Annotated in this window: 19 protein-coding genes, 6 tRNA genes and 1 pseudogene; 14 read left to right on the top strand and 12 right to left on the bottom strand. The window is 52.2% G+C overall.

Translation table 11 applies throughout. The features are described 5' to 3' along the window. Window positions 1-60: 60 nt before the first annotated feature. Window positions 61-1,290: an Nramp family divalent metal transporter gene (locus GW591_RS01260; protein WP_013574450.1), complete on the bottom strand. Its 1,230-nt coding sequence runs from the start codon at window positions 1,288-1,290 to the stop codon at window positions 61-63. A 417-nt stretch (window positions 1,291-1,707) separates the two neighbouring features. Between GW591_RS01260 and GW591_RS01255 the strand changes: the two genes are divergently transcribed. Then, complete coding sequence (locus GW591_RS01255; RefSeq protein ID WP_166859962.1) at window positions 1,708-2,895, top strand: NupC/NupG family nucleoside CNT transporter; 1,188 nt, start codon at window positions 1,708-1,710, stop codon at window positions 2,893-2,895. Between the two features lie 136 nt (window positions 2,896-3,031). Here the strand turns inward: GW591_RS01255 and GW591_RS01250 are convergent. The 3 genes from GW591_RS01250 to GW591_RS01240 all read right to left on the bottom strand — a co-directional run bounded on the left by GW591_RS01250 (window position 3,032) and on the right by GW591_RS01240 (window position 3,480). Then, window positions 3,032-3,107: transfer RNA gene (locus tag GW591_RS01250), tRNA-Ala, on the bottom strand. 72 nt (window positions 3,108-3,179) lie between these two features. After that, window positions 3,180-3,255 (bottom strand) — tRNA-Ala (locus GW591_RS01245). Window positions 3,256-3,339: 84 nt separating this feature from the next. Next, the gene (locus GW591_RS01240) at window positions 3,340-3,480 is read right to left on the bottom strand and encodes a hypothetical protein (RefSeq protein ID WP_153374863.1); all 141 of its coding nucleotides are present in this window, start codon (window positions 3,478-3,480) and stop codon (window positions 3,340-3,342) included. Window positions 3,481-3,608: 128 nt separating this feature from the next. Here GW591_RS01240 and GW591_RS01235 point away from each other — a divergent pair, with 128 nt between their 5' ends. After that, window positions 3,609-4,400 carry a formate/nitrite transporter family protein gene (locus tag GW591_RS01235; protein WP_013574448.1) on the top strand — a complete coding sequence of 264 codons (792 nt, stop codon included), beginning with the start codon at window positions 3,609-3,611 and terminating at the stop codon, window positions 4,398-4,400. Between the two features lie 87 nt (window positions 4,401-4,487). On the opposite strand, the gene gltX is transcribed toward GW591_RS01235, so the two are convergent. Beyond that, window positions 4,488-5,906: a glutamate--tRNA ligase gene (gltX, locus tag GW591_RS01230; RefSeq protein WP_013574447.1), complete on the bottom strand. Its 1,419-nt coding sequence runs from the start codon at window positions 5,904-5,906 to the stop codon at window positions 4,488-4,490. A 263-nt stretch (window positions 5,907-6,169) separates the two neighbouring features. On the opposite strand from gltX, the gene GW591_RS01225 reads away from it, so the two are divergent. From GW591_RS01225 to GW591_RS01210, 4 genes are all read left to right on the top strand, one after another. Next, window positions 6,170-6,245: transfer RNA gene (locus GW591_RS01225), tRNA-Val, on the top strand. 46 nt (window positions 6,246-6,291) lie between these two features. Beyond that, window positions 6,292-6,367, top strand: a tRNA-Val gene (locus GW591_RS01220). Window positions 6,368-6,410: 43 nt separating this feature from the next. Then, a tRNA-Val gene (locus GW591_RS01215) sits at window positions 6,411-6,486 on the top strand. A gap of 7 nt (window positions 6,487-6,493) precedes the next feature. Then, window positions 6,494-6,569: transfer RNA gene (locus GW591_RS01210), tRNA-Lys, on the top strand. A 101-nt stretch (window positions 6,570-6,670) separates the two neighbouring features. On the opposite strand, the gene eutC is transcribed toward GW591_RS01210, so the two are convergent. Genes eutC through eat form a run of 3 tightly spaced genes read right to left on the bottom strand, consistent with a single transcriptional unit; the run spans window position 6,671 to window position 10,305 of the window. Next, a complete protein-coding gene (gene eutC, locus GW591_RS01205) occupies window positions 6,671-7,480 on the bottom strand; it encodes an ethanolamine ammonia-lyase subunit EutC (RefSeq protein ID WP_166859960.1) in 810 nt (269 codons plus the stop codon). 11 nt (window positions 7,481-7,491) lie between these two features. Then, window positions 7,492-8,874 carry an ethanolamine ammonia-lyase subunit EutB gene (locus tag GW591_RS01200; RefSeq protein ID WP_112151262.1) on the bottom strand — a complete coding sequence of 461 codons (1,383 nt, stop codon included), beginning with the start codon at window positions 8,872-8,874 and terminating at the stop codon, window positions 7,492-7,494. Between the two features lie 21 nt (window positions 8,875-8,895). After that, on the bottom strand, window positions 8,896-10,305 hold the full coding sequence (gene eat, locus GW591_RS01195; protein WP_015689496.1) for an ethanolamine permease: 1,410 nt from the start codon (window positions 10,303-10,305) through the stop codon (window positions 8,896-8,898). Window positions 10,306-10,591: 286 nt separating this feature from the next. Here eat and GW591_RS01190 point away from each other — a divergent pair, with 286 nt between their 5' ends. Both GW591_RS01190 and GW591_RS01185 read left to right on the top strand, forming a co-directional pair. Beyond that, window positions 10,592-11,143, top strand: a complete 552-nt coding sequence (locus tag GW591_RS01190; protein WP_126125294.1) for a nucleotidyltransferase family protein — start codon at window positions 10,592-10,594, stop codon at window positions 11,141-11,143. A 114-nt stretch (window positions 11,144-11,257) separates the two neighbouring features. Then, on the top strand, window positions 11,258-11,599 hold the full coding sequence (locus GW591_RS01185; RefSeq protein ID WP_013574442.1) for a FlxA-like family protein: 342 nt from the start codon (window positions 11,258-11,260) through the stop codon (window positions 11,597-11,599). 33 nt (window positions 11,600-11,632) lie between these two features. Here the strand turns inward: GW591_RS01185 and GW591_RS01180 are convergent, their stop codons facing one another. Further along, entirely contained in the window at window positions 11,633-12,559 is a 927-nt protein-coding gene (locus GW591_RS01180; protein ID WP_013574441.1) for a LysR family transcriptional regulator, read from the bottom strand. Between the two features lie 98 nt (window positions 12,560-12,657). On the opposite strand from GW591_RS01180, the gene GW591_RS01175 reads away from it, so the two are divergent. Further along, window positions 12,658-13,647: a bile acid:sodium symporter family protein gene (locus GW591_RS01175; protein WP_013574440.1), complete on the top strand. Its 990-nt coding sequence runs from the start codon at window positions 12,658-12,660 to the stop codon at window positions 13,645-13,647. Window positions 13,648-13,725: 78 nt separating this feature from the next. Here GW591_RS01175 and GW591_RS01170 read toward each other — a convergent pair whose 3' ends face one another. From GW591_RS01170 to zipA, 3 genes are all read right to left on the bottom strand, one after another. After that, window positions 13,726-13,968: a DUF3820 family protein gene (locus GW591_RS01170; protein WP_013574439.1), complete on the bottom strand. Its 243-nt coding sequence runs from the start codon at window positions 13,966-13,968 to the stop codon at window positions 13,726-13,728. Window positions 13,969-13,971: 3 nt separating this feature from the next. Next, window positions 13,972-15,993: an NAD-dependent DNA ligase LigA gene (ligA, locus tag GW591_RS01165; protein ID WP_015689494.1), complete on the bottom strand. Its 2,022-nt coding sequence runs from the start codon at window positions 15,991-15,993 to the stop codon at window positions 13,972-13,974. Window positions 15,994-16,064: 71 nt separating this feature from the next. Further along, window positions 16,065-17,063 (bottom strand): cell division protein ZipA, encoded by a 999-nt coding sequence (zipA, locus tag GW591_RS01160; RefSeq protein WP_013574437.1) that lies wholly within the window; start codon window positions 17,061-17,063, stop codon window positions 16,065-16,067. A 223-nt stretch (window positions 17,064-17,286) separates the two neighbouring features. Between zipA and cysZ the strand changes: the two genes are divergently transcribed. From cysZ to crr, 5 genes and pseudogenes are all read left to right on the top strand, one after another. Beyond that, window positions 17,287-18,087 (top strand): sulfate transporter CysZ, encoded by an 801-nt coding sequence (gene cysZ / locus GW591_RS01155; RefSeq protein ID WP_015689492.1) that lies wholly within the window; start codon window positions 17,287-17,289, stop codon window positions 18,085-18,087. 210 nt (window positions 18,088-18,297) lie between these two features. Beyond that, window positions 18,298-19,263 (top strand): cysteine synthase A, encoded by a 966-nt coding sequence (gene cysK / locus GW591_RS01150; protein ID WP_013574434.1) that lies wholly within the window; start codon window positions 18,298-18,300, stop codon window positions 19,261-19,263. A 403-nt stretch (window positions 19,264-19,666) separates the two neighbouring features. After that, window positions 19,667-19,924, top strand: coding sequence for a phosphocarrier protein Hpr (gene ptsH, locus GW591_RS01145; protein WP_013574433.1), 258 nt, complete (start codon window positions 19,667-19,669; stop codon window positions 19,922-19,924). A 50-nt stretch (window positions 19,925-19,974) separates the two neighbouring features. Then, a pseudogene (gene ptsI / locus GW591_RS01140) lies at window positions 19,975-21,772 on the top strand (phosphoenolpyruvate-protein phosphotransferase PtsI). Next, window positions 21,751-22,260, top strand: a complete 510-nt coding sequence (gene crr, locus GW591_RS01135) for a PTS glucose transporter subunit IIA (RefSeq protein WP_013574431.1) — start codon at window positions 21,751-21,753, stop codon at window positions 22,258-22,260. Before ptsI ends, crr begins: the two are co-directional and overlap by 22 nt. Window positions 22,261-22,279: the final 19 nt, after the last annotated feature.

Raw genomic sequence — 22,279 nt, 5'->3', positions numbered from 1 at the left:
AAACAAAAACGGGACAGCGCAAACTGTCCCGTTTTTTATTATCTGTCGCTGGCGAAGGCGTTATTTCAACATACCTGTCAGCAGATAAAGGTTAAGGCTGACGACGATCAGCACGATGACCCGCCCCGCCCACTGCACGGTTTTAGTATTCACCATCTCGCCCATCAGGCTGCGGTTACCGGTAAAAGCCAGCAACGGCAGCAATGCCAGCGCAATCCCGAAGCTCAGCAATACCTGGCTCATCACCAAAATACGTGTGGCATCTAATCCCATCAGGATCACAATAAAAGACGGCATCATGGTCACCGTACGGCGAACCCACAGCGGAATGTAGAATTTCACGAACCCTTGCATCACTACCTGTCCGGCCAGCGTGCCGACAACTGTAGAAGATAAACCGGCTGCCACCAGACTCAGACCGAAGGTGGTCGCAGCAGCGTGGCCGAGCAACGGTTGCAGCGTCAGATAGGCTTCATCCAGCTCACTGATCCCGCTGTGTCCGCTGAAATGGAATGCCGCCGCAGCCGTCGCCATCATCGCCAGATTCACAAAACCGGCGATAGTCATGGCAATACCGACATCCAGCTTGGTGGCTGAATAACGCTGCGCTTTGGACGCCTTGCCGCCCCGCTGAGTCAGCGAAGAGTGCAGATAAATGACATGCGGCATAATGGTTGCGCCGAGCACACCCGCGGCCAGATACACCGAATCGGCGGTTGGCAGTGCGGGGATTAACATGCCTTTGCCCAGCGCCAGCATGCTTGGCTGCGAGAAGAACAATTCAACAATATAAGCCGCAGCAACAAACAACAGTAAACCGGCGATCACCAGTTCCAGCGGCTTTTGCCCGCGTTTTTGCAGCCCAAGGATAATAAAGGTGGCAATCCCGGTAAGTACTGCGCCCTGTAACAGGGAAACCCCGAGAAGCAATTTGAAGCCAATGGCGGCGCCAATAAATTCGGCCAGATCGGTGGCCATTGCGATAATCTCCGCCTGCACCCAGTAAGCCCAGACGGCCGGACGCGGGAAACGATCGCGGATATGTTCGGCCAGGTTTTTGCCGGTCGCGATACCGAGTTTGGCAGACAACAACTGGATCAACATCGCCATGACGTTGGCCCATACCACCACCCACAGCAACTGATAGCCATAAGAAGCACCGGCCTGAATATTCGTCGCAAAGTTGCCCGGATCGATATAACCAATGGCGGCGATAAAGGCCGGTCCCATCAGTGAAAGCTTCATCTTTCTGGACGCGCGGCCTGCAGATTCGGCCCGGCTGTTCAGCATAGTTAGTTAACCCTTACAATTATTACGCTTACATCAATGATATCTAACTGATAATGATTATCAAGTGCATTTGGAATGATCTGAGTGATTACTCTGATAGGCAGCAGCAGTAAGCGAGAAGGTAATAACTGAGGGGGTGATTCGCTCACCCGGCTTCAGAAAGCCAGACGCAGCGCACTTTCCTAAAACAGACATTAACGGGCCAGATTCAGAACGCATTACGGCACATGATAAAACTAGCACAGGAATGCTAATTGTGCTTAGTTTTATTAACATCTTGATTTTTTGTGTGATGGGCCGCGATTTGTTGCAATTCGTGTCTGTAATTTCTATATTTGCAATCGACTTCACGTTTTAAATGTACGCGTTACATAAAATGACCGTCGAAATATAGCCTGCCTCTAATTTGGAGCACCCATGTCCCGAATATTGCACTTTGTATTAGCGTTGGCCGTTGTCGCTGTACTCGCTTTACTGGTGAGCCGTGACCGGAAAAATATCCGTTTACGCTTCATCGTTCAGCTGTTGGTCATCGAAGTCTTGTTAGCCTACTTCTTCCTGAATTCTTCTGTTGGTTTAGGTTTTGTGAAAGGCTTCTCAGACTTGTTTGAAAAATTATTAGGATTCGCTGCGGAAGGGACCGGCTTCGTATTTGGAGGCATGAGCGATAAAGGATTAGCGTTCTTCTTCTTGAAAGTCTTGTGTCCGATCGTGTTTATTTCTGCGTTGATCGGTATTTTACAACACATTCGTGTACTGCCTTTCGTCATCCGTATTATCGGTACGGTTCTGTCGAAAATTAATGGCATGGGAAAACTGGAATCTTTCAACGCCATCAGCTCCCTGATTTTGGGTCAGTCAGAAAACTTTATCGCGTATAAAGATATTCTGAGCAAAATGTCTGAAAAACGTATGTACACCATGGCTGCCACAGCAATGTCGACGGTTTCTATGTCGATTGTGGGTGCGTACATGACCATGCTGGAACCGCGCTTTGTTGTTGCTGCGCTGGTGCTCAACATGTTCAGTACCTTCATCGTACTGTCGTTGATCAACCCTTATAAGGTTGATTCAGAAGAAGACCTGCAAATCGGTAATACGCACCAGGGTCAGAGCTTCTTTGAAATGCTGGGTGAATACATCCTGGCAGGCTTCAAAGTGGCTATCATCGTTGCAGCCATGTTGATTGGTTTCATCGCACTGATTTCCTGCCTGAATGCGTTGTTCGACGTGGTATTCGGTATCACCTTCCAGGGCGTGCTGGGTTATGTCTTCTATCCATTCGCGTGGATGATGGGCGTACCAAGTCACGAAGCCTTGCAGGTAGGCAGCATCATGGCAACCAAACTGGTTTCCAATGAATTCGTTGCGATGTTGGATCTGCAGAAAGTAGCAACCGAACTTTCACCACGCGGCGTGGGCATCCTGTCCGTGTTCCTGGTGTCTTTCGCAAACTTCTCTTCCATCGGTATCGTTGCCGGCGCTATCAAAGGCCTGAACGAACATCAGGGCAACGTGGTTTCACGCTTCGGCCTGAAACTGCTGTACGGCTCAACGCTGGTCAGCGTGTTGTCTGCTTCTATCGCGGGTCTGGTACTGGCGTAAGTAAGCAAATACAGAACGACGAGAAAGGCGCTCCGGCGCCTTTTTTTATGTCTGCGATTCAGCGCAGTAAAACAGGCAGGAGAAATGACAAAGCGCCAAAAGCAAAAAACCCGCCGAAGCGGGTTTCTTTAATATTTGGTGGAGATAAGCGGGATCGAACCGCTGACCTCTTGCATGCCATGCAAGCGCTCTCCCAGCTGAGCTATACCCCCACACGAGGTCGTACACATTTACTTTTTTGTTTCCCTGGGAAGGAAACAGCCAACTTGCTCTGGAAAGGAAGTTGGTGGAGATAAGCGGGATCGAACCGCTGACCTCTTGCATGCCATGCAAGCGCTCTCCCAGCTGAGCTATACCCCCAATTCATGCCCGTAAAAACGGGTGAACGGGGCGCATAATATGAAACGTCGCTACCCCTGTCAACGGCTAAATCCGTTTCTCAATTCAAGCGCTGAAAAAGCCGCCAAATCCCCCATTCCACAGGGAAAAATCCTCTGCCATCAGGGAAATTTTCAGACAGACGCTTTGTTTTACAATTTGTCCGCCAGCCCGCATTTTTCCTAGCTTTCTGATCTGCTTACGCATTTCCTTAACATCTATGTCCGAATGATTAATAAAATGTTAGCAGACTATGATAATCGCCTTGTTTTGAGATAAATCTCAGAATAGACTTCTCGCGCAATAATCATAACTTACACCATTCGAGCACTCCCATGTCCTTGTATTCACCTAAAGAAATCGCATCCATCGCCGTCACAGCGGGCGTTAATAAAAGCCGCGCCACCGTGTTGAATTTGTTAATTTTGGGCTTTCTGGCTGGCGCATTCATCGCCACCGGTTTCCTTCTGGATCTGCATGTAATAGGGACATTACCTGCATCCTGGGGTTCATTCAGTAACTTGCTTGGCGCTGCCGTCTTCCCGGTAGGCATCATTCTGACCGTGTTAGCAGGGGGAGAACTGCTGACCGGTAATATGATGACCTTACCTATCGCCTGGTTCGCGCGTCAGATCAGCCTTTACGCGGTGCTGCGTAACTGGTTCTGGGTCACTGTCGCTAACCTGCTGGGCAGCCTGGCAGTGGCCTATTTCTTCGGCCACGTTCTGGGGCTGACGGAAGGCGCTTTCCTGAGCAAAACGGTGGCAACCGCCACCGCGAAGGTCAACGCAGACTTCATGCATGCGTTCATTTCCGGTATCGGCTGTAACTGGCTGGTGTGTCTGGCAATCTGGCTGGCCTTCGCCAGCAAAGAAGTTGGCGGCAAAGTGATCGGCATGTGGTTCCCGGTTATGGCGTTCGTGGCCATCGGCTTCCAGCACGTGGTAGCAAATATGTTTATCGTGCCTGCGGCAATCTTTGCCGGTGCGCTGAGCTGGTCAGAATACCTGCCTAACTTCGTGGCCGTGTTCCTCGGTAACGCCGTAGGTGGTGCGGGCTTCGTTGGCCTGATGTATTTCCTGGCCTACCGCCCGACCGTTGAAACACCGGCAACTGAACAACGTTAATTAAGACGTTTTTCACACCCGGGTTTTACGAAAAGAAAAAGCCAGCCGGTTTCCCGCGCTGGCTTTTTTATCGCTATTTAACCGCCATTACTGTGCTTGTGTTTCGCGCTCAGCAATAAAGGCTAACGCCATATCGATACGCGCCAGCACACGGCTCTGGCCGATAGCGTGAACGGTGACATCAACACCTGGTGACTGGCCTGCGCCCGTTACCGCAACGCGCAGTGGCATACCAACTTTACCCATCCCTACTTCCAGCTCATCCGCCGTGCCCTGAATCGCATGGTGAATGTTTTCAGCGGTCCAGTCAGTGATAGCAGCCAGTTTGGCGCGAACCACTTCCAGCGGCTGACGTGCAACCGGGCGTAAGTGTTTCTTCGCCGCATCGGCATCAAACTCTGCAAAATCTTCGTAGAAGTAACGGCAGGACTCCGCCATCTCTTTCAGCGTCTTGCAACGTTCGCCCAACAGGGTCACGATTTCAAACAGCTGCGGACCATTACGGGTTTCGATACCCGCCTGCTCAACATGCCACAGCAGATGGGTCGCCACGTAATGCGGATCCATCGTGTTAATGTAGTGATGGTTCAGCCATTGCAGTTTTTCAGTGTTAAACGCACTGGCAGATTTGCTGACGTTTTCCAGTGAGAACAGCGCTTTCATTTCGTCGCGGCTGAAAATTTCCTGATCGCCATGAGACCAGCCCAGACGCACCAGATAGTTCAGCAGCGCTTCCGGCAGATAACCGTCATCACGGTATTGCATCACGCCGACCGCACCGTGGCGTTTGGACAGTTTTTTACCGTCGTCACCCAGAATCATAGAAACGTGCGCGTAAACCGGTACTGGCGCGCCCAGCGCTTTCAGGATATTTATCTGACGCGGCGTATTGTTGATATGATCTTCGCCACGGATGACGTGGGTGATTTCCATATCCCAGTCATCGACAACGACACAGAAATTATAGGTCGGCGAACCGTCGGTACGGCGGATGATCAGATCGTCCAGCTCGTCATTACTGAATTCGATCGGTCCGCGGATCTGATCGTCAAAGATGACAGAACCTTCCTGCGGGTTACGAAAACGCACCACACACGGCTCATCAGCAGCGTGATGTTCGTGGCTGTCGCGGCAGCGGCCGTCATAACGAGGCTTCTCGTTATTTGCCATTTGTTCTTCACGCAGCGCTTCCAGACGTTCTTTAGAGCAATAGCATTTATAAGCCGTGCCGTTTTCCAGCATCTCATCAATCACCGCGTTATAACGGTCAAAACGCTTGGTCTGGAAATACGGGCCTTCATCCCAGTCCAGATTCAGCCAGTTCATGCCATCCATAATCGCGTCGATAGCTGCCTGAGTGGAACGTTCGAGATCGGTGTCTTCGATACGCAGCACAAACTCACCGCCAAGGTTGCGGGCAAAGAGCCAGGAATAGAGCGCGGTACGGGCGCCACCGACGTGCAGATAGCCGGTCGGGCTTGGGGCAAAACGGGTTTTGATTTTCATCTGGGTGCAACCTTAATCACGCAACGCCAAAAAACGTCGCTATCAATTAACAAAAAGTGGCTGACATTCTACCACTCTGCCCTGATTCCTCAACGCACAACCAGGGGCAGTCGCGTGGTTTAAGGCCATGAATGCGTAAAGAATCGACTACGCGGGCGAGAAACACGTCAGGTTGACTAAAAATAAGCCGAATGAACATTTTTGTTTTTAAAAAGCGTTGACGTAATTTCAAGTATCCCTATAATGCGACTCCATCACGACGGGGGCGATTAGCTCAGTTGGTAGAGCATCTCCTTTACACGGAGGGGGTCGGCGGTTCGAGCCCGTCATCGCCCACCACTCTTTAAGAGTGCCGCGTTGTGATAAGTAAGAAGAATTGAGAAATGGGCGATTAGCTCAGTTGGTAGAGCATCTCCTTTACACGGAGGGGGTCGGCGGTTCGAGCCCGTCATCGCCCACCATTTCTCAGCACGTTTCTTCTTACATGGGGAAGTACCCAGAAGTGGGCGATTAGCTCAGTTGGTAGAGCATCTCCTTTACACGGAGGGGGTCGGCGGTTCGAGCCCGTCATCGCCCACCACTTCTGCGGGCCGTTAGCTCAGTTGGTAGAGCAGTTGACTTTTAATCAATTGGTCGCTGGTTCGAATCCAGCACGGCCCACCAATTCAGAAAAAAGCGCCTATAGGCGCTTTTTTCGCATCTGTACTCCGAAGAAAAACCGTGATGGAGGCGAACCAGCAGCTGGTTCTATTTTTCTCCTCCCCCTACTCCAGTTTAAACATCGGCACGACCTTATTGTGTAGCGCCGGATTATCGCTTTCATCTTTCAGATTGACGCCCGACAACTGGCGATGGAAAGATTGTTCGAGCAGCCAGGCGAGTTTAAAAGCCGCCTGCGGATAATTCAGCCCTTCCGGCCGCACATTGGAAATACAATTTCGTTCCGATTCCAGTCTTTTGGAATGGGGCCCCCAGGTCATGTAAATGCCTAAACTGTCGGGAGATGACAATCCCGGACGTTCTCCGATCAAAATCGCTACCGCCTTCGCTTTCATCACCTGCGCAATATCATCGCCCAGTGCCACCCGCGACTGATGCGCCAGCACCACAGGCCCGATTTTCAGCTCCAGCGTGCGCAGATAGGGCAATAACGCCGCAATCAGCGGTACGGCCTGCCGGTGCACGGCTTTCGATGACAAACCGTCAGCGATGACCAGCACCACGTCGGCAGGCTCCGGCGCCAGACGCAGCAAGGCCTGACGGCTGCTTTCTGACAACTTGCGGCCAAGATCAGGACGACACAGATAGGTCGCCCTGTCCGGTGCAGCGCTGGCAACGGTCAGCGTTTCCAGCCCCAGCGCGTAAAGTTCGGGTTCGAGCTTCTGGCTGTCAAAGGGCTGATGCACGGCATCACGCGCCTGCGCATGGGCTAAACCAAATCGCAGCAGCTCATCGGTGGGCAGACTCGAACCGGTACGTCCCAGCGCGATACGTGCGGCCGTAAACTGACGCAGAGTTTCCCACGGGTTGCTATGCACCAGCGGCGATAATCCCTGCTCTTTTTCTTTATTCATCAGCACAGACCTCAGCTCAGTTGCGGCAACTGACGCAGTAACGGATGGGACGCCCGGGTATCCTGCAAGACGCCCTGCGGATCGATAATTTTCATTTTCTCCAGCCATACGGCAAATTCCGGCGCATGTTTCAGCCCGAGTAATTCACGGATGTATAACGCGTCATGGAAAGAAGTGCTCTGATAATTGAGCATGATGTCATCCGCGCCCGGTACGCCAATCAGGAACGTCAGCCCGGCAGTGCCGAGCAGCGTCAGCAAGGTATCCATATCATCCTGATCGGCTTCTGCATGATTGGTATAACAGACATCGCAGCCCAGCGGCACGCCCAGCAGTTTGCCGCAGAAATGGTCTTCCAGACCCGCACGGATAATTTGTTTACCGTCATACAAATACTCCGGGCCGATAAACCCCACCACGGTGTTAATCAGCAGCGGTGAAAAATGGCGGGCGATGGCGTACGCACGCGCCTCACAGGTTTGCTGATCGACCCCAAAATGCGCATTGGCAGATAAACAACTGCCCTGCCCGGTTTCGAAATACATCACGTTGTCGCCGAGCGTGCCACGCTTAAGACTGAGCGCCGCCTGTTGCGCTTCCGCCAGCAGCGCCAGATTGATACCAAACCCGCTGTTCGCCGCTTCAGTTCCCGCTATCGACTGAAACACCAGATCAACCGGTGCGCCGCGCTCCACCAGTTTGATGGTGTTAGTGACATGCGTCAGAACACAGGACTGCGTGGGAATTTCAAAGCGCGTAATGATGTCATCAAGCATGTAATTGAGGTTTTCCAGCAGCGGTAAGCTGTCGCTGGCAGGATTAATGCCAATCACCGCGTCGCCGGAGCCATATAACAAACCGTCGAGCATACTGGCAGCAATGCCCTGTAAATTATCGGTCGGATGGTTCGGTTGCAGGCGCACGCTCATGTGCCCCGGCAGCCCGATAGTATTGCGGAATTGAGTAATCACCCGGCATTTTTTAGCCACCAGGATCAGATCCTGATTGCGCATCAGTTTGCTGACGGCAGCCGCCATTTCGGGCGTGATCCCGCGGGCGACGGCTGCCAGCACAACGCTGTCGGTTTTTTCACTCAACAACCAGTCGCGGAAATCCCCGACGGTGAGATGCGAAATCGCGGCAAACGCCGCGACATCATGAGTATCGACAATCAACCGCGTGACTTCATCGTCCTCATACGGCACCAGCAATTGTTGCAGGAAGGTTTTGAGCGGCACATCAGCCAGTGCCATTTTTGCCGCCATGCGCTCTTCAGCGCTGGCGGCAGCCACTTCAGCCAGATAGTCGCCCGACCGTGCGGGCGACGCCTTTGCCATCAGTTCGCGTAAATCCTTAAACTGATACCTTCGGTGACTTAATGTCGTCTGAAACATAACACTCCTTAGCGCGCCGGATTATTTGCTGCTTTTAGCGGGAACCGGGCGCAGGCCACGTAATTGCGGATCTTCCGCAGCATCAGTCCGCGACTGATGGGTGATACGGAACCAGGCATACGCCAGCAACATCATGGCGGCGAAGATCAAAAACAGTAAGGTGTTGTAGTAAATCATAGCGATCAGACAGACGACTGCCAGCACCAGCGCCAGAGCAGGTGCAAAAGGATAGAGCGGCGCACGGAACGGACGGATTAAATTCGGTTCGCTGCGGCGGAGTTTAAACAATGCAGCCATCGAAATGATGTACATCACAATGGCGCCAAAGACCGACATTGTCACGATATTGGCCGTCAGTGGCTGGCCGCCAATCACGATCAGTGAATCCGAGAAAATAGCCGCGATGCCAACAACGCCCCCCGCGATAATACCAAGATGCGGTGTCTGGAAACGGGCGTTGACGCTGGCCAGTCGTTTAGGCAAATAACCTGCCCGGGCCAGCGCGAAGATCTGACGGGAATACCCCATGATAATGCCGTGGAAAGAGGCAATCAGGCCAAAAAGCCCCAGCCAGACCAGCATGTGCAGCCAGCCACTGTTGCTGCCGACAATCAGTTTCATGGCCTGCGGTAACGGGTCGTTGATATTCGACAGCTTGGTCCAGTCGCCCACACCACCGGCAAACAACATCACGCCGAGCGCCAGAACGGTCAGAGTCAGAATGCCGCCGATAAAAGCTTTCGGAATGGTACGCTGCGGATCTTTCGCCTCTTCAGCGGCCATTGAGGCACCTTCTATCGCCAGGAAAAACCAGATGGCAAAAGGAATGGCTGCAAAAATACCGGAAAAGGCTGCGGGACTGAAAGTGTCGCTGCCCGCCCATCCACCGTGAACAAAGTTCGACATTTCAAAGCCCGGCGCCACCACGCCCATAAAGACCAGCAATTCAAAAATTGCCAGCAACGTGACCAGCAGTTCAAAGGTGGCGGCGATACTGACGCCGAGAATATTGAGCGCCATAAATACCAGATACGCGCCAACAGCCACCCATTTCGGCTCAATCGACGGGAACTGCACATTGAGATACGCCCCGATCGCCATCGCGATAGCAGGCGGCGCAAAAACAAATTCCACCAGCGTTGCGAAACCCGCGACAAATCCGCCCGTTGGCCCGAACGCACGGTAAGCGTAAGCAAAAGGACCGCCCGCGTGCGGAATCGACGTAGTGAGTTCGGTAAAGCTGAAAATAAAGGCGCAATACATAGCCGCTATCACCAGAGCAGTGATAAGAAAGCCCAGTGTGCCTGCCTGCGCCCAGCCGTAACTCCAGCCAAAATATTCGCCGGAGATAACCAGCCCGACGGCAATGCCCCAAAGTTTAAAACTCCCCAGTGTACGTTTTAAAACAGGTGTGACTTTCGTGGTTTGCATAAATGATCCCCTGCCCGGTGATAATTCAATTTTTGTTGAAAAGAACTGCGACAGCCTTGCTCTTATTTGTGTTGCAAAGGATGGATGTTGCAAAGGCTGTACCACTTAAGAAACCCTCAGCAGGCGCGGCCTGTAGCCGTATTCAGGGGAGGCTTGCTACATTTTAGCGCGCCGCCGTAAGCCGCATATCCGAAATGGTGCGTTGGATAAGCGTCACAAAAGGGCGCTACACTTTGGCTTCTCAGAACGCTGACGTCGGATAAAAGGAGAACATCACGTGGCAACAATGGAACAGCAAATCATCACCTGGCTCAGAGAGGAACCGCTTCATTTGCTGGCACTGACGCAGGCACGCACGCAAAATCTTAACGATGCCTGGCTGGCGGCGGGCTTTGTCCGCAATCTGGTCTGGGACCGGCTACACGGATATGTGCAGGCCACAGCACTCAATGATATCGACGTGGTGTATTTCAATCCGCTGGATTGCTCGCCGGAAGCTGACGAGCGCTATGAACATCGCCTGAAAGCGCAATCGCCCGACCTTCCCTGGTCTGTGAAAAATCAGGCCCGCATGCATGAGCGCCACGGCCATGCGCCCTATTCCTCCAGCGCCGAGGCGATGAGCTACTGGGTGGAAATGGAAACCGCTATCGGCGCAAGAATGAATGCTGACGGGCAAATTGAGCTGAATGCGCCGCTGGGACTGGATGCTTTGTTTGCTTTCAGTATTACGCCAAACCCGCGGCATGCGATCCCCGCAGTTTTTGCCGAGCGGATCAGCAGCAAAGGCTGGCTGACCCGGTGGCCGAAGCTCAGAGTGAAAGCGTTAACCGAATGAAAGCCATAAATACCGTAAGGAATATGCAAAGCCTGTAAAGCCTCGCTGATTTTTGCCGATATAGCTTAAGCACCTTTACGTGCAAAATTTTATTCTTACTCAATGAGGCTTTTTATGACGACTATCAGCGCGACCAGCAGTTCGGTAAGCTCTGCGTCCACCAGCGACTCAGGCAGTGCCAGCCAGATTGCAAAGCTGACTAAGCAGATTACCAAACTGACTGAGCAGCTCAAAAACGTGGGCAATTCAGGCGGCGATACTGACGAAGTTAAGCAACAGCAAGAACTCCTGCAGCAGCAAATCGAAATGCTGCAACAGCAGATCGCGCAGATTCAACAGCAGCAGGCTCAGAAAGCACTTCAGCAACAGCAGCAACAACAAGCTGACGCTGAAATGAAGAAAGACGAAGGCGTGAATAAGCCTTCAGAAACCAACGCAGTCGATATCTACGTATAACCCCGGTCAAAGCCTGAAACAGCCGGCAAGGTATCAGTGGTTGTACATTCCCTGCTGGCTGCGTTTTTCCCGCAATAAATTCGCCTGCTCTTTCACCACCTGCCAGATGGCCTGTGCAGCGGGTGATAACGACCGGTTTTTACGTCTGACCAGCATCAGCACCCGGTTGATTTCCGGCACCAGGCTTCTGACCACCAGACGGCTCCCTTCCGGCATGGGCAACGCCAGCGCCGGGATAACACTGATACCAATTCCGGCTTCCACCATCGGGAATAACGTGGCTGGATGGCCGATTTCCTGAGCAATCTCCGCTTTCACTTTCTGCGCTTTCAGTGCGCCGTCGATCAGGATCCGGCTTCCTGATGCGTAATCCTGCAGCACCAGTTTTTGGCCGTTCAGTGCCTGCCATTCAACCTCCGGCAGCGCCGCCAGCGGATGATCCTCACGGCACATCAGCAAAAACGGCTCATGCAGAATCGGCTCGCAGTCCAGATCTGTGTTTTCACCCGGATCAATCACAATGCCGAAATCCACTTCCGCATTTCTGACGCTGTTAAGCACCAGTTGCTGCGCCTGATCGCGCAACAAAATACGAATGTCCGGATACTGCCGCTCGCCGCTGGAGATACATTGCGGCATCAGTTGCGCCGAAATCGTCTGGCTAGAGGCAATACGCACCCGACCATTATGCTGCGTGCCGAAGCTGCGGGTGTCGAGCAGCATGGCGTGGAGTTCGTCGAGCAACGGCTCGACACGATTCGCCAGACGCAGACCGGCATCAGTGAGCACGACTTCGCGCGTTGTGCGGTCCAGCAACCGCACGCCCATTTCGGCTTCCAGCTCTTTCATACTATGGCTGACCGCCGACTGGCTTAAACCAATGGACTCACCAGCCCGGCTGAAGCTGCCGTAGCGTGAAACGGTCACAAATACGCGAAGTTGCCTGAGCGAATAATTCATGAATTTTCTGCATTAATGGATTAAATAAATCAATTTTTTAATTGTATCGCAAAGACTCAGAATAGCCGCATTCAGAAACAACAAATCCGAGACTTGTTATGCGCTTCTTACCCGATCGCTTTACCCTGACACTCATCGCTACGGTTTTGCTGGCGACGTTCTTCCCGGCCAGCGGCATATTTGTGGCTTTCTTCAATAATCTGACCATTTTCGCCATCGGCCTGCTGTTTTTCATGCATGGCGCAAAACTCTCGCGCGAAGCTATTTTTCAGGGCAGCAATAACTGGCGTCTGCATTTGTGGGTGATGTTCAGTACCTTCATTTTATTCCCGATCCTCGGGCTGCTTTTCCAGTGGTGGCATCCGGTAGACGTCAGTCCGCAAATTTACAGCGGCTTTGTCTATCTGTGTATTTTGCCTGCGACGGTGCAGTCGGCGATTGCATTTACCTCACTGGCAGGCGGGAACGTAGCGGCAGCGGTGTGCAGCGCCTCCGCATCAAGTCTGCTGGGGATTTTTGTTTCGCCGTTGCTGGTCAGCCTGCTGATGCATGTGCAGGGGGAAACGGGGAATGGTTTAGAACAGGTCTGGCATATTGTTTTGCAACTGCTGGTGCCGTTTGTCGCCGGGCATTTACTCCGTCCGCTGATTGGCGGCTTTGTCGAACGTCACCGTAAAATGATCGGCAAAACCGACCAGACATCGATTTTGCTGGTGGTGTATTCCGCTTTCAGCGAAGCCGTGACGCAGGGGATCTGGCATCAGGTCGGCATCGGTTCACTGCTGTTTATCGTGGTGTTCAGTCTGGTGCTGCTGGCCTTTATCCTGGTGATCAATACCTATATGGCGCGCTGGATGGGCTTTAGCAAACCCGATGAAATTACCATCGTGTTCTGCGGCTCGAAGAAAAGCCTGGCGAACGGTATTCCGATGGCGAACATTCTGTTCCCGGTCAGCGCGATTGGCATGATGGTGCTGCCGCTGATGATTTTTCATCAGGTACAGTTGATGACCTGCGCGGTGCTGGCAAAACGTTATCAGAAAAAACAACAGGAAGCGGCGCTGAAACACGCGCCTGTTACTGAATAAGCTGGCTAAATAGCAGGCAGAAAAAAGGCGCTGAATTCAGCGCCTTTGTTTTATGAGTTGACCCGTTCTCAACAGCGTTTACTCGTCGGTGCCATCGAGTCCCGGACCATTGCGGCGCAGCGGATTGATCAGGTTTTGCAGCCCTTCGCTTTTAATCGTCAGCGTCAGCTGCATCAGTTCACCCAGTTTTCCTTGCGGAAATTCATCTTTGCGGGCGAACCACAGCAAATATTCTTCCGGCAAGTCGATCAGCACCCGTCCGGCGTATTTTCCGAACGGCATCACTCTATTGGCTATCTGGATCAGATCTTCTTTTTCCATGATTTATTCACCCAGCAGACGGATCATTTCCGCCTCGTCGATCACCTCAATGCCCAGTTCCTGTGCTTTCGCCAGCTTGGAACCCGCCGCTTCACCGGCAATCACCAGATCGGTTTTCTTCGACACGCTGCCGGAGACTTTCGCGCCCAGCGCAGTCAGACGGTCTTTGGCGTCATCGCGGGAAAGAATCGACAGCGAACCGGTCAGCACCACAGTTTTGCCGGCAAACGGACTGTCGATTTCTTCCGGTACAATGACCTGCACTTCCGGCCAGTGAATATTGATTTCAGGGCTTAACAACTCGTCGATGACCTGCTGGTTATGTTCTTCCGACAGGAAATTCACCACGTGTTTCGCCACGACATCACCCACATCCTGAACGCCTTTCAGCGATTCAATATCTGCCGCTTTAAGCGCCTCAACCGAGCCGTAATGCGCGGCAAGGTTAGCCGCCGTGGCTTCGCCCACTTCACGAATGCCCAGCGCATACAGGAATCTTGCCAGCGTGGTTTCTTTGGCTTTTTCCAGCGCACTGACCACGTTCTGCGCCGATTTCGGTCCCATGCGGTCCAGACCGGTAAGTTTGCCCGCCGTCAGACGGAACAGATCTGCCGGCGTTTTGACATATTCTTTCTCGACCAACTGATCGATGATTTTGTCGCCCATGCCGTCAACGTCCAGCGCCCGGCGGGAGACGAAATGCTTCAGCGCTTCTTTACGCTGTGCACCACAAATCAGACCCGCCGTACAACGCGCCACGGCTTCGCCTTCGACACGTTCAACATCAGAATGACAGACCGGGCAATGCGTCGGGAAAACCACTTCGCGGGCATCTTCAGGACGCTCATCCAGCACCACGCCCACCACCTGCGGGATAACATCTCCGGCACGACGGACAATCACGGTATCACCGATACGCAGCCCAAGGCGCTCGATTTCATCTGCGTTATGTAGCGTGGCATTGCTGACCATCACGCCCGCGACCAGAACCGGCTCCAGACGTGCGACCGGCGTGATCGCACCAGTACGCCCTACCTGAAACTCGACGTCTTTCACCAGCGTGATTTGTTCCTGCGCCGGGAATTTGAAGGCTGTTGCCCAGCGCGGCGCACGTGCCACAAAGCCCAGCGTTTCCTGAATATCCAGCGAGTCAATTTTCACTACCACGCCGTCAATATCAAAGCCCAGTGACGGACGGTCGGCTTCAACCTGACGGTAAAACGCCAGCACTTCTTCGCTGCCGGTACACAGGCGGACGCGATCACTGACCGGTAAACCCCAGGCTTTAAACTGTTGCAGGCGGGCGAAGTGGCTGCGCGGCAGTTCACCCCCTTCCAGCAGGCCAACGCCGTAGCAGAAGAAGGTCAGCGGACGTTTGGCGGTGATACGCGGATCGAGCTGACGTAACGAACCGGCGGCGGCATTACGCGGGTTAGCGAACACTTTCCCTCCCGTACGACGCGCTTCGTCGTTCATCGCTTCAAAGCCCGCTTGTGGCATAAACACCTCACCACGCACTTCAAGGCGCTCAGGAATGTTGTCGCCATGCAGACGCAGAGGGATCGCGCGGATGGTGCGTACGTTCGCGGTGATGTTCTCACCGGTCGTGCCATCGCCACGCGTGGCAGCCTGCACCAGTTCGCCATTTTCATACAACAGGCTCACCGCCAGACCATCAAGTTTCAGCTCGCAGCAGAACGTCAGTGCTTCAGCGGTTTTCAGGCGATCCTGCACGCGTTTATAAAATGCCAGATAGCTTTCTTCATCAAATACGTTGTCCAGCGATAACATCGGTACCCGATGCCTGACCTGTTCAAATGCAGAAAGCGGTGCCGCCCCCACGCGCTGCGTCGGGGAATCCGCGGTGACCAGCTCAGGATGCGCGGTTTCCAGCTCGCGCAATTCGCGCATTAAGCGGTCATACTCGGCATCTGGCACTTCCGGTGCATCCAGAACGTGATACTGATATTCGTGATGGCGCAACTGAGTGCGTAATTGACTGATTTGTTCTTCGATAGTGGCCATGACTCACCGTGGAGATAAAAAACCCCCGGCAAGCGGGGGTCAGGGAAGTGGGTGTTTCACGAACGCCGGACTCAGGCGATCGCCTCGAGGACCTCGCGGATCCGCGCTTTGTACGTTTCGAGCTTCTGCGGCGTAATCATACGACGCTCATCGTCAAGCACCATCGCACCGACATCATCGGCAATACGCTGGGCGGACTGCAGCAACAGTTTGAAGTTCTGATGCGCATCACCGTAGCAAGGTACCATCATAAACAACGTAACGCCTGGGGTGGAGAAGTCAGACATATTGTCAGGGTCGAAGGAACCCGGTTTGACCATATTTGCCAGACTGAACAACACCGGACCGCTGCCCGCAGGGCTGACGTGACGATGGAAAATATTCATGGCACCAAACTGGAAACCGGCCTGAAGCACGCTGTTGAGCAACACTTCACCACCGATGACACCGCCCTGATGCGCGGCAACGTGCAATACCAGAACCGTCTCTTTCAGTTTCGCTTTCTCAGCCGGTGCTTCTTCTGCAGGAGCAAAAGGTGCAGCCTGAGGTTCTGCTTTCGCAGCAGGCGCGGCATCAGCATGAATTTCCTGCGGCGGAACCGGTGTGTGCGGTTTAGCTTCAGGCGTGTATTCCTGATGCGCAAAATCTGCGGCAGGTTCGCGACGCGGTGCAGTGACGGGTTCAGCAGCTGAATAACCACTCAGCAAGGGATCATCCTGCACAGCATGTTGCTGCGGCTGAGCCGGTTGCTGAGGACGAGCAACAGATGCTGGCGCTGGCTGCGCAGGGGAAACCTGCGGCTGACGTGGCGGTGCAGTCTGTTCGGGCTCGTCATACTGACCTAAAGTCGGTTCATCCTGAGGATAAGCAGGACGCACGCGCACTTCCCCCACTCCATCGACAAAATCTTCGGACGGAGATTGTTCCCGTTCTTTTTTCACACGTTTAGCTGGACGATCGCGGAAAAGCGAAGAGCGTTCTTTACGGCTGGTCCACAAACCGTGTAACAACAACGCTATTATGGCGATCGCGCCAACAACGATTAATATCAGACGCAAATCCTGCATCATTGCTATCTCTGTTGTTCTAATACATTGCCACCACGGCAAACATTCACATGATTAACTCTATTTGCCCACGTAGATAAGTGCAAGTCTCGACTCTACTTTCTGCTAATAAATAGGGCAGTTGCACCTTTTTTTGCTGTTTTTTCAGCCAATCCACCGCTAGCCAGTGGAAAATCATACCGATATGATAGCCCATGTCATTCAACTCAGAGAGAAAATTTCGTTTATGACCTCCTCGCACAGCACCAGACAACAAAATGGTGTGCATTATTTCAAACAAGGCTGGGCGCTCATTTCCTTGCCGGGGATACGACGTTTTGTGATTTTACCCCTTGCCGTCAACGTGCTGTTGATGGGCGGCGCATTCTGGTGGCTGTTCACCAAACTGGGTGAATGGATCCCGGCGATGATGAGCAAGGTGCCGTCGTGGCTCAGCTGGCTGGATTATCTGATCTGGCCGGTCGCGGTGCTTTCTGTCGTGCTGGTGTTCAGCTATCTCTTCAGCACCCTCGCCAACTGGATAGCCGCCCCCTTCAGCGGATTGCTCGCCGAACAACTCGAAGCGCGCCTGACAGGGAAAACGCTGCCTGATACCGGCATCTGGGACATCATGAAAGATTTACCGCGTATCATGAAACGTGAATGGCAGAAACTGGCGTATTACCTGCCGCGCGCCCTGCTGCTGTTCGCGCTGTACTTTATTCCGGTGATCGGCCAGACCGTGGCCCCGGTGCTGTGGTTCTTCTTCAGCGCGTGGATGGTCGTCATTCAATATTGCGATTATCCGTTCGATAACCACAAAGTCAGCTTTGCCGATATGCGCCGTTCGCTCGGCAGCAACAAAATCGACAACATGCAGTTTGGTTCGCTGGTCAGCCTGTTTACGATGATCCCGTTGCTGAATCTGGTGATCCTGCCGGTTGCCGTGTGCGGCGCGACGGCCATGTGGTGTGATCGTTATCGCAATATTTACGTTAAAAGCGATGTTTATAACAATAGTATCGACGTGAATTCCAGCCGCAAATAACGTTTTTTATTCACAGCCGCCTGCGGGCGGCTGCCTGCTATGCTTGACTTTTCTCCCTCAAACTTATTTCTTAATAACGTATCGATATAGCAAATACCAAAACCTTACTTCACTGGGAAAGCGGTTCGCGTATGCTTTCCTGATTCCCACTAATTTCATAGTGTTGAAAGCTTCACACCGTGAATATTTCATACAGTTAAAGGACGGGTTATGAGCAAGATCTATGAAGACAATTCATTAACAATTGGCCACACGCCACTGGTTCGCCTGAACCGTATCGGTAATGGTCGAATTCTGGCTAAGGTCGAGTCACGTAACCCGAGCTTCAGCGTAAAATGCCGTATCGGTGCCAACATGATCTGGGATGCTGAAAAGAAAGGCATTCTGACCAAAGATATCGAACTGGTTGAACCTACCAGCGGTAACACGGGTATCGCACTGGCCTATGTGGCTGCTGCGCGCGGTTACAAGCTGACACTGACTATGCCGGAAACCATGAGCGTTGAACGCCGTAAGCTGCTCAAAGCGCTCGGCGCCAATCTGGTGTTAACCGAAGGCGCCAAAGGTATGAAAGGGGCGATTGCCAAAGCCGAAGAAATTCAGGCCAGTGATCCGCAGCGCTATCTTATTCTTCAGCAGTTCAGCAACCCGGCCAACCCGGCTATCCACGAGCAAACCACCGGCCCGGAAATCTGGGAAGATACCGATGGCGCAGTGGATGTGCTGATTGCAGGCGTGGGTACCGGCGGGACTATCACCGGAACGGGCCGTTATCTGAAAAGTAAAAAAAGCAGCGTGAAACTGGTGGCCGTTGAGCCAACAGACTCCCCGGTTATCACCCAGACGCTCAACGGTGAAGAAGTGAAGCCGGGCCCGCATAAAATCCAGGGTATCGGCGCAGGCTTTATTCCGGGTAACCTGGATCTGGCATTGCTGGATCGTGTCACGCTAATCACCAACGACGAATCCATTCAGATGGCACGCCGTCTGATGGAAGAAGAAGGCATTCTGGCCGGGATTTCTTCCGGTGCGGCGGTTGAAGCTGCGGTGAAATTATCCAAAGAACCGGAGTTTGCAGATAAAACGATTGTGGTTATTCTGCCTTCTTCCGGTGAACGCTATCTGAGTACCGCATTGTTTGCAGATTTATTCACTGAAAAAGAATTGCAACAATAATGCCACATCCTTAAAAGCGGCCAAAAAAGCACCTCGAGGGGTGCTTTTTTGTGGCCTGCGTCAAACTTTACACCACTTCGTCATTGATTTTACCCGCCAGGTTTAGTATTTAACCGGACAATTATTTCGATGCTCGAAATTAATCGCTTCCACGAGTCTTCCCCGCTGAATCGATTTACTGATTTGTTACACGAGGGGAAAAGACGGCATAATGGAGGAATAACAGAAAAAGCCTGGATCCAAGGCAAAGAGTTTTATCGCTGAGTGCGTTATTTTCTCTTTTCTGTTGCATCTGAACCTGCCCCTGAACCATAGTCAGGCGCGAATCTCTACAGGCTAAAGTGAAGGCCATAAGCTAAACTTTAGCTCCACAACATTACTTTAATAAGTTGGGGAAACAACAATGTTCCAGCAAGAAGTTACTATTACCGCTCCTAATGGTCTGCACACTCGCCCTGCTGCACAGTTCGTGAAAGAAGCTAAAGGTTTCGCTTCTGACATCACCGTGACTTCAAACGGTAAAAGCGCCAGTGCTAAAAGCCTTTTCAAACTGCAAACTCTGGGCCTGACCCAAGGTACCGTTGTGACCCTCTCAGCTGAAGGTGAAGACGAGCAGAAAGCCGTTGAACACTTGGTAAAACTGATGGCAGAGCTCGAGTAATACACAGCCGCTCTTATAAAGTTTAAACCAGTCAAGAGAAAGGTAGGGTTATGATTTCAGGCATTTTAGTATCTCCCGGTATCGCTTTCGGCAAAGCACTTCTGTTGAAAGAAGATGAAATTGTCATCAACCGGAAAAAAATCTCTCCAGATCACGTTGATCAGGAAGTTGAACGTTTCCTGACGGGCCGTGCGAAAGCGTCTGCTCAACTGGAAGTGATCAAGACCAAAGCCGGTGAGACCTTCGGTGAAGAGAAAGAAGCCATCTTCGAAGGCCACATCATGTTGTTGGAAGACGAAGAGCTTGAACAGGAAATCATAGCCCTCATCAAAGACGAGCACGCTTCTGCTGACGCTGCAGCTTTCTCTGTCATTGAAGGCCAGGCGAAAGCCCTGGAAGAGCTTGATGACGAATACCTGAAAGAACGTGCGGCTGACGTGCGTGACATCGGTAAACGCCTGCTGCGCAACATTCTGAACATGACCATCGTTGATCTGAGCTCCATCCAGGACGAAGTTATCCTGGTTGCGACCGATCTGACGCCATCAGAAACAGCGCAGCTGAACCTGAACAAGGTTCTGGGCTTTATCACTGATTTGGGTGGTCGTACTTCCCACACCTCAATCATGGCCCGCTCCCTGGAACTGCCTGCTATCGTGGGTACCAGCGATGTGACCAAACAAGTTAAAAATGATGACTATCTGATCCTCGATGCTGTTAACAATAAAATCTATGTCAACCCGACAGCAGACGTTATTGACGAGCTGAAAGCCGTTCAGAACCAGTACATCACTGAAAAAGACGAACTGACTAAACTGAAAGACTTGCCGGCTATCACGCTTGATGGTCATCAGGTTGAAGTTTGTGCCAACATCGGTACCGTGCGCGACGTCGCCGGTGCAGAGCGCAATGGCGCTGAAGGTGTCGGCCTGTATCGTACAGAATTCCTGTTCATGGATCGTGACAGTCTGCCTACCGAAGAAGAGCAATTCCAGGCGTATAAAGCCGTTGCTGAAGCGATGGGGTCACAGGCGGTTATCGTACGCACCATGGACATCGGCGGTGACAAAGACCTGCCGTACATGAACCTGCCGAAAGAAGAAAACCCGTTCCTGGGCTGGCGCGCAATCCGTATCTGTCTGGATCGCAAAGAAATTCTTCACGATCAGCTGAAAGGTATTCTGCGTGCTTCTGCGTTCGGTAAACTGCGCATCATGTTCCCGATGATCATTTCTGTTGAAGAAGTGCGTGAACTGAAAGCAGAACTCGAAATGCTGAAAGTGCAGCTTCGTGAAAAAGGCCAGGCATTCGATGAGACTATCGAAGTCGGCGTGATGGTGGAAACACCCGCAGCGGCTGTGATTGCGCATCACCTGGCGAAAGAAGTCGATTTCTTCAGTATTGGTACAAACGATCTTACCCAGTATACTTTGGCGGTGGATCGCGGTAACGAGCTGATTTCTCATCTGTACAACCCAATGTCTCCGTCTGTACTTGGTTTAATTAAACAAGTTATTGACGCATCTCATGCTGCCGGTAAATGGACAGGGATGTGCGGCGAGCTAGCCGGTGACGAACGTGCTACACTTCTTCTATTGGGCATGGGGTTAGATGAGTTCAGCATGAGCGCTATCTCTATCCCACGCATCAAGAAAATTATTCGCAATACAAACTTCGAAGATGTGAAAGCGCTGGCAGACCAGGCCCTGGCCCAACCTACGGCGCAAGAGTTGATGAACCTGGTTAACAAGTTCATTGAAGAAAAAACACTCTGCTAATTGCGCGATGCTGGTAAAGCTGCCCAAATTAATGCTTAGGAGAAGATCATGGGTTTGTTCGATAAACTGAAATCATTGGTTTCTGATGATAAAAAAGACGTTGGCACTATTGAAATCGTAGCGCCAATCTCTGGTGAAATTGTCAACATTGAAGATGTGCCAGACGTTGTTTTCGCTGAGAAAATCGTTGGTGACGGTATTGCTATCAAACCATCTGGCAACAAAATGGTTGCTCCGGTTGACGGCACTATCGGTAAAATCTTCGAAACTAACCATGCTTTCTCAATCGAATCCGACAGTGGCATTGAGTTGTTCGTGCACTTCGGTATCGACACCGTTGAACTGAAAGGCGAAGGCTTCAAACGCATCGCTGAAGAAGGTCAACGTGTTAAGAAAGGCGATTTGGTTATCGAGTTTGATCTGGCTCTGCTGGAAGAGAAAGCGAAGTCTACTTTGACTCCGGTTGTCATCTCTAACATGGACGAGATCAAAGAGCTGATTAAACTGACTGGTAGCGTGACTGTGGGCGAAACCCCAATCATCCGCATCAGGAAGTAATTTGCTCAGCGAGAAGTAA

Source organism: Rahnella aceris (genome assembly GCF_011684115.1).
In the GTDB taxonomy this organism is placed as follows: Bacteria; Pseudomonadota; Gammaproteobacteria; order Enterobacterales; family Enterobacteriaceae; genus Rahnella; species Rahnella aceris.
The sequence above is the reverse complement of the archived record's forward strand: the minus strand, read 5'-3'. Positions and strand labels throughout refer to the sequence as shown.